The sequence below is a fragment of the Candidatus Peregrinibacteria bacterium genome (genome assembly GCA_030700255.1).
Lineage (GTDB): Bacteria > Patescibacteriota > Gracilibacteria > UBA1369 > JABINC01 > JABINC01.
This window is the reverse complement of the sequence record JAUYJN010000010.1, coordinates 35608-47190: the sequence shown is the minus strand read 5'-3', so window position 1 is coordinate 47190 and position 11583 is coordinate 35608. Positions and strand designations below refer to the sequence as shown.

13 protein-coding genes are annotated in these 11583 nt (G+C 38.6%); 6 read left to right on the top strand and 7 right to left on the bottom strand.

From position 1 onward, the window contains the following. Positions 1 to 217: hypothetical protein (locus tag Q8P68_01565; GenBank protein MDP4007857.1), on the bottom strand; the 217-nt coding region annotated here is incomplete at its 3' end. Between the two features lie 384 nt (positions 218 to 601). Here Q8P68_01565 and Q8P68_01560 point away from each other — a divergent pair. Beyond that, positions 602 to 1354, top strand: coding sequence for a YebC/PmpR family DNA-binding transcriptional regulator (locus tag Q8P68_01560; protein MDP4007856.1), 753 nt, complete (start codon positions 602 to 604; stop codon positions 1352 to 1354). On the opposite strand, the gene Q8P68_01555 is transcribed toward Q8P68_01560, so the two are convergent. The 6 genes from Q8P68_01555 to miaA form a co-directional block, all read right to left on the bottom strand. Then, positions 1351 to 2847, bottom strand: a complete 1497-nt coding sequence (locus Q8P68_01555; GenBank protein MDP4007855.1) for a DHH family phosphoesterase — start codon at positions 2845 to 2847, stop codon at positions 1351 to 1353. The two genes, Q8P68_01560 and Q8P68_01555, sit on opposite strands and share 4 nt — an antisense overlap. 121 nt (positions 2848 to 2968) lie before the next feature. Next, a complete protein-coding gene (locus tag Q8P68_01550) occupies positions 2969 to 3226 on the bottom strand; it encodes a type II toxin-antitoxin system mRNA interferase toxin, RelE/StbE family (protein MDP4007854.1) in 258 nt (85 codons plus the stop codon). Further along, the gene (locus tag Q8P68_01545) at positions 3227 to 3448 is read right to left on the bottom strand and encodes a ribbon-helix-helix domain-containing protein (protein MDP4007853.1); all 222 of its coding nucleotides are present in this window, start codon (positions 3446 to 3448) and stop codon (positions 3227 to 3229) included. It lies immediately after the preceding gene. 153 nt (positions 3449 to 3601) lie between these two features. Further along, on the bottom strand, positions 3602 to 5296 hold the full coding sequence (gene recJ / locus Q8P68_01540) for a single-stranded-DNA-specific exonuclease RecJ (GenBank protein MDP4007852.1): 1695 nt from the start codon (positions 5294 to 5296) through the stop codon (positions 3602 to 3604). A 97-nt stretch (positions 5297 to 5393) separates the two neighbouring features. Beyond that, positions 5394 to 5765, bottom strand: coding sequence for a MazG nucleotide pyrophosphohydrolase domain-containing protein (locus Q8P68_01535; protein MDP4007851.1), 372 nt, complete (start codon positions 5763 to 5765; stop codon positions 5394 to 5396). Between the two features lie 11 nt (positions 5766 to 5776). Further along, positions 5777 to 6784 carry a tRNA (adenosine(37)-N6)-dimethylallyltransferase MiaA gene (gene miaA, locus Q8P68_01530; GenBank protein ID MDP4007850.1) on the bottom strand — a complete coding sequence of 336 codons (1008 nt, stop codon included), beginning with the start codon at positions 6782 to 6784 and terminating at the stop codon, positions 5777 to 5779. Positions 6785 to 7098: 314 nt separating this feature from the next. On the opposite strand from miaA, the gene rplJ reads away from it, so the two are divergent. The 5 genes from rplJ to Q8P68_01505 all read left to right on the top strand — a co-directional run bounded on the left by rplJ (position 7099) and on the right by Q8P68_01505 (position 11579). Next, on the top strand, positions 7099 to 7632 hold the full coding sequence (rplJ, locus tag Q8P68_01525) for a 50S ribosomal protein L10 (protein ID MDP4007849.1): 534 nt from the start codon (positions 7099 to 7101) through the stop codon (positions 7630 to 7632). Between the two features lie 42 nt (positions 7633 to 7674). Beyond that, on the top strand, positions 7675 to 8088 hold the full coding sequence (gene rplL / locus Q8P68_01520; GenBank protein MDP4007848.1) for a 50S ribosomal protein L7/L12: 414 nt from the start codon (positions 7675 to 7677) through the stop codon (positions 8086 to 8088). Positions 8089 to 8220: 132 nt separating this feature from the next. Further along, entirely contained in the window at positions 8221 to 9579 is a 1359-nt protein-coding gene (locus Q8P68_01515) for a hypothetical protein (protein MDP4007847.1), read from the top strand. Next, positions 9579 to 10211 (top strand): hypothetical protein, encoded by a 633-nt coding sequence (locus Q8P68_01510; protein ID MDP4007846.1) that lies wholly within the window; start codon positions 9579 to 9581, stop codon positions 10209 to 10211. Before Q8P68_01515 ends, Q8P68_01510 begins: the two co-directional genes overlap by 1 nt. 66 nt (positions 10212 to 10277) lie before the next feature. Next, the gene (locus tag Q8P68_01505; protein MDP4007845.1) at positions 10278 to 11579 is read left to right on the top strand and encodes a GspE/PulE family protein; all 1302 of its coding nucleotides are present in this window, start codon (positions 10278 to 10280) and stop codon (positions 11577 to 11579) included. Positions 11580 to 11583 lie beyond the last annotated feature (4 nt).

The window sequence follows — 11583 nt, the reverse complement described above, 5'->3', positions numbered from 1 at the left end:
CTTTTTTATAGATCTCGGGAATCAGAAGGATAAGTTCGTGAGTAATTTTATTTCGTTGATTGCCAAGGGAAATAAATTTTTTATGAAGGTTTTTTGCTGCCAAAAGATCGTTTTTCGCCTTGACCCCTGCGGATTTCTGCAGGGTATTTTCCACAAGTCCAGCGGATTTCTGCAAGGTATTTTTCCCCACGAGTCCGTTTGATTTTTTATCGTACATATCTTTTATATTTAAGGATTATTAGAAGAAAATACTAACAAAAATCCGTCAAAATTGCCAGACAAAAATAGGCAAAAAACATGAGTAATAAGCCAAAAATCACCATTTCGAGTTGCGCGAGAATGGAAATGTTTCGTGGTACGCACGCGCTCACCGATGCGGTTCAAAAAAGTAGGCGGAATGGTGGCGAAGTGGAGGTCAAGAGGTGCGAGGGGATAACGGAGTTAGTAGGTGGGAAATGGCGGGGCATGCGCAAAAAATGGTGAAGCTCCCCGTTTCTAAGGTTGATTGATAAGTAAATGCTGTGGTATATATTTGTACAGTTCACACACTATAGTAAAGCTGAAGATTTCTCAGTATATTTATAATCTAATTCTAAGCGTTATGTCAGGACACAGTAAATGGGCTTCGATCAAACACAAAAAGGCGGCGAATGATGCTACTCGCGGTAAAATTTTCACAAAACATGCGAAATTGATAACTGTTGCTGTAAGAGAAGGCATGGGCATCGGTGATCCGGATAAAAACCCATCCCTCAGACTTGCTGTTGATAACGCAAAAAAAGATAACACTCCAAATACGAACATTGAACGTGCTATACGCAAAGGTACAGGCGAAGATAAAGATGACACACAATTATACGAAGTGACTTATGAAGCCATAGGCCCTGGTGGGACAGCTTTGATGATTACGACTTTAACTGACAACAAAAATCGTACTTTCCCAAATATTCGAACTGCCGTTGAAAAAAAAGGTGGCACTATGGGAGCCGCTGGCTCCGCCGCATGGATGTTCGAAAAAAAGGGTGTAATAAGTGCAAAAGGACTTGCCGGAGAGGAAGCTGAAATGGCGATAATAGAATCTGGCGCTAATAATTATGAGGACAACGGTGATGGAACTTTTGGAATATATACAGATATGAAAGACCTACATGAAGTATGCGCATCCCTACGATCAAGTGGTTTTGAAATAGAAAAAGCCGAGGTAAGCTTCGTTGCAAAAGATGATAAAAAAATTGAGGATTTAGACACTGCACGCAAAATAATAAACCTCATGGACGCACTAGATGAAGATGAGGATGTTACCGATATATCAGGTAATTTTGATATATCTGATGAAATAATGGAGCAGCTTTAAACTATCGGCGGAATCGGCGGAGTTGGCAGCTCTTGCGTTGGTGATGGTGGCGGCCCTTGCGTTGGTGATGGTGGCGGCATTTGCTGCATAGGTGGGGTAATCGGCATTGGAGGGGGGGGTGGATACATAGCCGGTTGCGGTGCAATCACTTCTTGTTGAGGAGGTTGAATATGCTGACTTACCATCTGAGCAACTTGCACAGCCTCTGTATCGTCTTTTTTACCAACAAAGTCACGAGTTAATTTATCAACGACCTCTTCAGATTTAACCGGTTGTTCAAGTTTTTCCGCTTCCATCATTACTTCTTCCATTTTTGGTGCAGTCGCAGCATTCAAACCAAGCCTAGCAGCTTGGAATTCTTTTGCGGCGGCTATTACCTCTGCCTCTGCATCAATCATGTTTTTACCTTTTATGCGGAACCCAGCTGCGCGCACGTGTCCGCCGCCGCCAAATTTCGCTGCAAAAGCACTGCCATCAACGCTATCTGAATTTGTTCTAACAGAGCCCGATAACAAATCATCAGCCTTTTGTTTCAAAAGTAATATCAATTCCGCTCCAGGTGCATTGCTCATCAATTCATCGATAATTCCATTCGCCTCTTCTGTGGTTGAATTAGTTTCAAGTAAATCTTCAGTTGTAATCGTTGACCAAACAAGTCTGTACTCTTCTTCAAATTGAATTTTTGAAAGTACCCTACCCCATAATTTCAAAGTAGATAGGCTCTTTGTCTTATAAACTTTTTTGATAATCTCCTGTTGCTCCGCCCCTAGATCAAGTAGACGGGAAGCCACCTCAAAGGCTTGAGGTGTGGTATTTGCATGCTGAAAAGAACCAGTATCAGTTATAAGTCCTGTAAGTAACAAAGTCGCTATATCCTTATCTATGATCTCTGCTCCGGTAGTGTTGAGGGCATCTATGATTTTGATAAGGGCCTGAGTTGTAGATGAGCTATCCAAATCAACAAAATTCACAGTTCCAAATTTTGAATTCGAAGCGTGATGATCGATATTAAGAAGTGGTAATGATTCAAACATCTCTTTGTTTTCATCATAAAGTTCACGCATCTGATGAATATCACCGGCATCAACGGTAACTATCAAATCAAAATTCTCAGAACCATTTTTAAAGGCAACTGACTCTTTTTTAAATCGTCCTGATTTTGGAGTAACAATAATATTTACAACATTTTCCTCTACCAAATATTTGATTGTATCAACCTCTGCATCCTTGCAATCAAGCGTTATAACAAAGTCCTTAACACCAAAAAGTTCACGATGAATGTCGTCTGTCTTTGGCAAAAATTCATACGTCTCAGGAACGTCATCAGACATTACAACGGTCGGCTCCTTACCGAGCTTACGCAATACCAAGTAAAGCGAAAGTGCAGCTCCTAGAGAATCTCCGTCCGCAGGACTCGAAGGAGTAATAAGAATTTTGTGACTCTTATTTAAGATATCAACCGCGTCTTGTAATGTTTTTTGATCCACTGACATTTGAATATATGATTGAGTAATTATACTAGATAATGGCGCTTCTGTAAACCCCTAAGTGAGTAATTTACAGTTTTTATGAAGGGACAAGTTTACATGAAACACACCCACGTTGCAAATGGAATTAGTCATAAACTTCATGAGTACCTACTTGATAAAATAGGATCACATCGTTGTCCATAAACTTAAACATGACTCTGTACTCATAATTAACCCGAAATGAATAATAATTCATGAGTTCCCCCTTAAGCTTGTGAGTTTTGAGACTCTCGTCAAAAGGATCATGCATAAAAATACCACCTTTCTTCTGAAGTAGCTTCTTTATATTTTCAGGCAGTTTTTTATACTGCTTAACAAATTTTGGATGATATGTGAGTTGCATTTACAGATTATCTAAGTCTTTGAATGACTTAAGAACAATCCCTTTGCCTGCTTCGAAATCCTTGGTTTGCTGATTCAATTCTCTAAGCAACTTCTCTTGTTGCCACTCTCGTATAAGATAGCGAAGAAATTCACTTACAGAAGCATAGCCCCCTTCCTTAACCTCTTTTTTTATGATTTTTATCATATTGAGAGGCATTGAAATGTTAAGAATTTGTCTCATTTTAAAGCTTTTTAGCTGTAATACTTTGTAATAACCTGTATTACAGTATAGCATTTAGGATAGTTCTCAGTCAAATTAATATAATGAAAACGACCCTACTATACAGGGCAAAGTTAAAAAATTATTAAAATCTAAGGGTGATTTTTTTTAATTTTAAATTTCAAAATCTACAAGCCTGAGTTGCAGGAATGTATCTCCATTCCAAGTGTTTTTATCCAGATGTGCAACAAGGCTGATTTTTCTACCATCATATAAATCTTTTTCGTATTCTCCCATATTGAATCCAATAACTTGAAGTCCACGCGACTCTGTACCGCCACTAGATAGAGGTCCTTCTTGAAACGCGTCAAATCGAAGATGTCTTTTGTCAGCGCCTATACAATAAATATTCCGAACCTCAATGTCCTTCAGAAGGAATTTTGGCTTCTTATTACCTACTCCAAAAGGAGCCATTGATTTTATCATGTCATATGAACTCCAATCCAATTCAGACATATCAACCAAAGTATCTATATCAAGAGTGTTCTTCAATTGAGTTACGTTCAACCCATCTTCTGCGAGCTTTCTCATACGTTTTTTGAAATCAGCAAGATTTTCTTTTTTTATAGTAAATCCGGCAGCTTGAGTATGTCCTCCGAAACTCACAAGTAAATCACTCACATCAGATAGAGCATCTACCATCGAGAAAAATTCCGGAGAACGAGAAGAGCCGACTAATTCATGTCCGCGATCTTCCATGATTATCACTGGTTTCTTGTGTTTTTCCGCCATTTTACCGGCAAGTAGACCTATGATACCGGTATGCCAATCCTTTGAATTTTCTATAATAATTTTTGCACCCTTGTCCTTGCCGGCTATAATCTCTTCAAGCTCTTCGAGTGCCTTGTAAGTCATCTCCTTTCTTTCGTTGTTCAAAGTCTCTAATTTCATAGCAAATTCTTTTTTACCGAGCAGTGTCTGAAGTGCAAAATAAGCTTCCGATATACGGCCGGCCGCATTTATGCGGGGCCCGAGGCCGTAGCCTATAACATCCGCATCCCATTCTCCGGCATCAGTAGTGATATTTGCTACCTCCTTGATAGCTGCTATCCCCGGCCAACGTCCCATGTGAATACCACGGAGCCCTCTTTTTACTATAACTCTATTTTCTCCCTTCAAAGGTACAAGATCAGCAACTGTCCCGAGACATGCCAAATCACATAATTGGTCAACCTCCTTCTCATATTCAGCCTCAGGTAGATAACCTTTCAAAAGTGCGCATGCAAATTTAAAAGCCATTCCGGAACCTGATAAATATGGGAATATATAATCACAATCCTTCTGAAGTGGATGCAAAATAGCATATGCTGATGTTGGAAATGCCTCCGGAATCAAATGATGATCAGTAATAATCACATCTATTCCATATTCTTTTGCAAGATCTATCTGAGGTTTGCAGGATATTCCACAATCTACAGTGATTACAAGACTTACGCCTATTTTTTGAAACTCTTCTATAAACTCTTCCGTCAGGCCATATCCATTGTTTACCCTATGTGGTAAACGATATGACACATTTGCGCCAATGCGCTCCAATGTATGCACCAACACAGACGTCCCTGAAATGCCATCAACATCGTAGTCTCCGAATATAATGATCTTTTGACCGGTATTGATAGCATCTTTTACACGAGAAACTGCTTTTTCCATATCTTTTAGGCCAAATGGATCATGCAATGTTTTCGTATCATGTAAGAATGCTTCAATATCTTCTTCGTTTACGATACCTCTGACTTCAAGAAGTCTTTTAAGTAATGGCGCCGATCTGTCTTCTGAGAGTAAGTTCCATAGTTTTCCGGTTACGGACATGTGATCTTATTAAATTAAATTTAAAAATTGTTTTATACATCCCGACTTTCGGGACATATTCAAAATACCATACAATCTTTATCGAAAACAATAGTGACTATTTACTTTCCTTCTCCTTATTCTTCTTCCAAAGTGCGAGTGCATCCTCCGCTGTCGCGACTTTATCATCACCAAAAACCCATGTGTGACGAGAGATAATTTTTTCTTCGATAGCTTTGAAAACATCAGTATAGTCAAAATGCTCTTCTTCTGCCGCAATATTTATCATCATAACCATAGAAAACAACAAGTCCCCCAATTCTTCCTTCAAATTCGGATGATCTTTTTTATCAATCGCCTCCTGCACCTCATCCGATTCTTCCTTTATACATTTCGCCAAAGACTCAATAGTCTGCTTCCGGTCCCATGGACAACCACCTTCGGCACGAAGTTTTTTTGCCAGTTCTACGAGTGTGTTAAAATTTGTCATCAGTCGTGCAATTAAGAATTAATATTGTTGATTAGAGGGTTCCTGCTTACATCGAACCAGTGAATGCTGTCGTCTTTTTTCCACCAGCCTATCTGACGTTTTGCGAAATTGCGAGTTTCTTTTTGGAGACGAATTTTGACGTCATCAAGTGTGTGTTCACCATTTAAATATTCTACAAACTGTCGGTAGCCAAGACCTGTGATAGAGCGCTCATCTTTACCATATTTGTCTATAAAATGTTTTGCTTCAGCCTCGAGTTTTCCATCTTCCAACTGCTTCTCAACTCGTGAATTGATTCGCTCATAAATTTCTTCACGAGGACGCATCAGCCCGATTTTGAGGATATGATAATTGTTTGACCTTTCATATTTCTGACTCGTACTAGTACAAGATTTTGAACCTTGGGTTTTCTCGTTTGCCAGGCCATTTTGCTTGTCATTAGAATTCATCATTTTCTCAATCGCCCTCATAACATAGTGAGTATTATTTGCATGAATCTTTTTTGCGACTTCCGTGTCGAGCTCTTCAAGTCTTTTGTGCAGAGCCTCTTTGCCATTTTCATCGAGGAATTTTTGTAGTTCTGTGCGCAACTCTTCGTTTGGTTTTACACCATCAAAATCAAAATTATTCACAACTGCATCCGTATAAAGCATAGTACCACCTACTATAAATGGAATATGACCACGTTCGTAAATCTGTGGAATCAATTCATCAGCTATGCGTTTAAAATCAAATACCGAAAACGCCTCATCCGGCTCGACTTGATCAAGCATGTGGTGAGGTACTCCGTCCATTTCTTCCGGCGTAATCTTGTCAGTACCAATATCCATCCCCTTGTAAACCTGGCGCGAATCTGCAGAAATGATTTCAGCGTTGAAGGCTTGCGCAAGCCCAATACTCAAGGCTGTCTTGCCAACAGCAGTCGGCCCAATGATGCAGATGAGCGGAACACTCCCCTCTGGGATTGCATCAAGGTGAGACCGGATCAATTTTTTGATTTCTTCGATTATCATGCGCATATATGAGCAAAATTGATTAAAAATGGCAAGGTATTGTAAATCTCTTGACAATATAGGGTCGCTTACGTAGAATCCTCCCGTAATCGTAGACAGCAGGCAACTTTTGGCCAAATGGGACCGGCAAAAGTGATAAGACCCGCCGAGATAGACATATCAACGCCTTAAGGTGGTAGCACAGCTTTCCCACCTAGTGCTCACTTAAAAAGGCAATGTCAACTCTCGCTACGATACAGTGTCGTAGTTTTTTTTGTCCCACGCACGGAGCGAAGCAACCGCCTAAGCATAATAAAATTTATAAAATTTAATTACAAAAAATGCCAATAACAAAAGACAAAAAGGATGAGATCCTGCAAGGGCTAATAGCAGACTTCAAAGGTGCTAAATCGGTTGCTGTAGCGAAGACTAAAGGATTAAGCGTTGAAGAAGCACAAGGTTTTAGAAGAAAGCTTAGAGATAATAACGTATCATTCAAGATCGCTAAGAAAACACTTATCTGTATTGCTGCAAAAGAAGCCGGATATGATGTAACTAAGGATCTTATGGAAGGTAGCGTTGGACTCGCATTCTCTCAAGATGAAGTAACTGCTGCTAAACTTGTAAAGGCACAAGATCCAAAAAAGAAGAAAATGGAGCTTATCGCTCTATTTCTAGAAGGACAATTTTTAGGAACGAAAGGTGCGAATGAATTGGCTGACATCCCTGGAAAAGAACAACTACTTGCGAAATTCGTTGGTATGCTTAATTCTCCACTCGCAAGCTTTGCATCTATGCTTAATGCACCACTTTCATCATTTGCTCGTGGACTTTCTGAATATTCTAAGAGCAAACCTGCTGAAGCTGCTGAATAATAAAACATTTATTACTAATTTATATTTCTAACATTCAAAACTATGTCAGAAGGAACTAAGGAAGCAGTAAAGCTTTCAAAAGAAGAACAAGCAGTTATCGATGCTGTTGAAAAGTTAAACATCGTGCAACTTAACAATGTAGTTAAGTTTATGGAAGAAGAGTATGGTATTAGTGCTGCTGCTCCAGTTGCAATGGCTGCCCCTGCTGGCGGCGCTAGCGCTGGTGGAGACGATGAAGTAGCTAAATCTGCTTTCAACGTCGTACTTAAAGACGGAGGAGCTTCTAAGATCGCTGTGATCAAAGTCGTTAAAGAAATAACCGGACTTGGTCTAAAAGAAGCTAAAGACATCGTAGATGGTGCTCCAAAAGCAGTAAAAGAGAATGTACCAACTGCTGAGGCTGAAAAAATGAAAGCTGACCTTGAAGCTGCAGGTGCAACTGTTGAACTTGCATAGTTTCGTTTAAGCGAAAAAACAACTAAAGGGCCCCGCTGTCAAGCGGGGTTCTTTTTTGTTATCCCCTATATGTATTGAAAAAAATGTGGTTTTTTGGTAGAATAAATAGATTTAGAATTAAAAAGCTACCATATGTTTGAATTTCTCAAGAAATATACAGATTCGCACAAAGGAAAAAAACAAGCCTCTCCGGAAAATACCGGGGCAAAAAACATTGAAAATAAATCTAATGGAACTGCTCCTGGTCAACCACTTGCTTCTACGGGAGCCGGTTTGACTATCAAGCCGGTTGATAGCGCGCCGGCATCAACAACTGAGATCGCCGCAAAACCTGCAGAAAACAAAAAAATTGAACCGGTAAAACCCGCATCAAATGTTTTTACGGATCTTTTTCCTACAAAGAAAAAAACAGATGATCAACTTATGAATAGTTTAAATGCATCTACAAAGACTAACTCAATTCTGAAACCAAAAAATAATGATGCTGAACTTTTGATTTATAAAAAACCGGTACTTGGAGCGAACCTACTCAAACTCACAGTTCTAATCATACTACTGACTTTTTCATATTTCTACACTCAGCTACATCCAACTTTCAATCTACTGGGAGAAAATCCGGTACAAAAGAATGTTTATGCATATGAAAGAGTGCTCACGCTTCAATCAAAAATCAATAAACAAAACTATATACTTGCGAAGTACGCACTTGATGACTTTGTCTATACTACAGATTCTTATTTGTACAAGACTTCTTTATATTCATCTTCTTTGGTATCTCAAAAAGATAAAGTTCAACTGGAAAAAGAGTTCCCGACGTTACGTGCAAAGATGAGAGAGGATCTTATCCTCGCAAACGATCTTCTTTCATACAAGATAGTTCCGGATAAACTCCCTGCTAACCCAACTGAAGGTGGGGGTCTTGAACAAGCATTCAAAAAAGCTTTGAAAGATGAAATTCGTTTGAGCATAACAGATAGCAAAAACCCTGAAGAAACGGATTTTTTAAGAACAGTATCAAAACTTGCTGATAATGAAACTATTAATTCAGCGTTTGGTAAATATAAAATACCAACGATGACCGATATAGAATTTGCAGAAATGTTATCCTTATTAAGTGAAAGTAATACCAGTAACTTTGGTACCCTTAGTGCTCTTCGGCAGAAACGTTTGAAGTGGTCAAATATTATCGAAGAGATAGAAAAAATCACACAATCAATAGACCCATTATTCGGAAGTAGATTGATGCAAGATGGAGTCGGAGAAATATTCTATTCATCATTCACACTCGATCAGGCGAAAAATTCAATTACAGTTATAGGTGAAACTGTTTCTGATGATGGTAAGAATTTCTCACTTAGTGCTGATTTACTTGATGCATTTGAGAAATCTTCAATGTTCCAAGATATAAAGATGGATAGCTTTACGAAATCAAAAGAACAAGAAACTTCATATAAAGGAATACTAAGTATCGATTTAACCCTAGAGCAATAATGACAAGTCAAATAAATCCAAAACTCAAACAACTTTATGAAAAGAATGATAAATTCTTTCTAATTTTAAGTATTATTTTACTTATTGTTACCGGGTACTTTTCATTCGGATATTATTCGGAGCTTTCTGATGTAAAAGCAAGCGTACTGGGTTTTGAACAAGTTGAAGAAACTCTTACAAAAAAATTAAGTGATGCGAGCGTAGACTTCGCAAGCAAAACAGAATTATTTACCGATAGACGTAATGAGCATTTATTTGAATTACAAAAAGTATTTCCACTTGATGCTGAAAAAACAAATTTCACAAGATTTGTTGACGACTACTTCTTCAGAAATAATTTCCTTTCAAATGAAATATTTTTAAAAAGTATGGTTTATGGAAACCCATCTCCAAATGATGGTTACTACGTAATCCCGGTTAGCATGAGTATTACAAGTTCGAAAACGAATTTTATGAATTTCTTACGCTACGTTGAAAACTCCGGAGCGATTCAAAGTAACATCCGAGTAATGGATATTAAATCTATAGATGTAACGTTCCGTGAAGATGATCGAAACAATCGACTATATGATTATAGAGTTTCGTTAAACATCTACTATCAAAATCAAAACGCACCGGAAGAAGGAAATTAACATACATGGCAAAGCGTGAAACTTGCTTTGCCAAATAAAGCGCGCGAAGCGCAACCAAATAAATATATGGATACAGTTCAAGTAGATACAACATCCAGAATACAGCAACTGCAGAATTCGATTATTGCGGGTAATATTCCGCAACTAGTGATGAGTGCTATTGCGTATGCAATCGAGATGAGATCTTCAGATATACATATAGAACCTTCAAAAAATACAATTCGTATGAGATATCGTGTGGACGGAGTTCTACGTAGAGTTGTTGAATATCCACATAATATTCATCCGGCTGTCGTTTCACGTATCAAAATTATGTCGAATTTAAAAATTGATGAGCAACGTATTCCACAAGATGGGCGAGCTCACGTCACTACGGAAGATAATCAAGAAATGGATCTACGTATTTCAACTTTACCTACTATAAACGGTGAAAAGATCGTAATGCGTATTCAATCTGAATCTAGAAATATTCCAAGTCTTGAAGAACTAGGACTCGAAGGCTCGAGCTTTGCTTTGCTCCGCAAAGCACTAGAACTACCAAATGGAATCATACTAACAACAGGGCCTACCGGTTCCGGTAAAACAACTACACTTTATTCTTGTTTAAACATATTAAATAAACCGGAAGTAAATATCCTAACAATCGAAGATCCGGTGGAAATCCAAATGGATGGACTAAACCAAAGTCAAACTCATTCTGAGATTGATTATACGTTTGCAAGTGGACTTCGTACCGCTTTACGTCAGGATCCTGACATCATAATGGTTGGGGAAATCCGTGATAAAGAAACTGTAAATATTGCGATTGAGGCCTCACTTACAGGACATCTTGTATTATCTACTATCCATACAAATAGTGCGGTTGAAACTTTAACTCGTATATTAAATATGGGTGTTCCACCGTTCTTACTTACAGCAACTATTAACACAATTATCTCTCAAAGACTTGTACGTAAACTTTGTCAGAATTGTAAGCAACAAATCGAAATCGATCCAACTACACTCTCGATGGTAAATGAAGCGCTCCAAACTATAAATGTTCATTCAGTAGGAGACGTACCACCGGAAAGAGTTTTTTATGGGCCTCGCGGATGTGAACAATGTGGAAATATAGGTTACAAAGGACGAGCCGGAATATATGAATTGATGACTATGACAAATGATCTTAAGCGAATGGTTATCGCAGGAGCAAATACACTCGACATGCAAAAAACCGCAATGAAAGAAGGTATGCTTACCCTAGAACAAAGTGGGGTTATCAAAGCTCTACAAGGACTTACTTCACTCGAAGAAGTGTACCGAGTAGCGCGACATGTGCAGGTAGACATAGAACCAACCAACAATACCACTCCAGATACGTCCGGATAATAAC

Coding starts and splice junctions, on each gene's coding strand:
- Q8P68_01560 (MDP4007856.1), top strand. CDS start 602: ATGTCAGGACACAGTAAATGGGCTTCGATCAAACACAAAAAGGCGGCG.
- Q8P68_01555 (MDP4007855.1), bottom strand. CDS start 2,847: ATGTCAGTGGATCAAAAAACATTACAAGACGCGGTTGATATCTTAAAT.
- Q8P68_01550 (MDP4007854.1), bottom strand. CDS start 3,226: ATGCAACTCACATATCATCCAAAATTTGTTAAGCAGTATAAAAAACTG.
- Q8P68_01545 (MDP4007853.1), bottom strand. CDS start 3,448: ATGAGACAAATTCTTAACATTTCAATGCCTCTCAATATGATAAAAATC.
- recJ (MDP4007852.1), bottom strand. CDS start 5,296: ATGTCCGTAACCGGAAAACTATGGAACTTACTCTCAGAAGACAGATCG.
- Q8P68_01535 (MDP4007851.1), bottom strand. CDS start 5,765: ATGACAAATTTTAACACACTCGTAGAACTGGCAAAAAAACTTCGTGCC.
- miaA (MDP4007850.1), bottom strand. CDS start 6,784: ATGCGCATGATAATCGAAGAAATCAAAAAATTGATCCGGTCTCACCTT.
- rplJ (MDP4007849.1), top strand. CDS start 7,099: ATGCCAATAACAAAAGACAAAAAGGATGAGATCCTGCAAGGGCTAATA.
- rplL (MDP4007848.1), top strand. CDS start 7,675: ATGTCAGAAGGAACTAAGGAAGCAGTAAAGCTTTCAAAAGAAGAACAA.
- Q8P68_01515 (MDP4007847.1), top strand. CDS start 8,221: ATGTTTGAATTTCTCAAGAAATATACAGATTCGCACAAAGGAAAAAAA.
- Q8P68_01510 (MDP4007846.1), top strand. CDS start 9,579: ATGACAAGTCAAATAAATCCAAAACTCAAACAACTTTATGAAAAGAAT.
- Q8P68_01505 (MDP4007845.1), top strand. CDS start 10,278: ATGGATACAGTTCAAGTAGATACAACATCCAGAATACAGCAACTGCAG.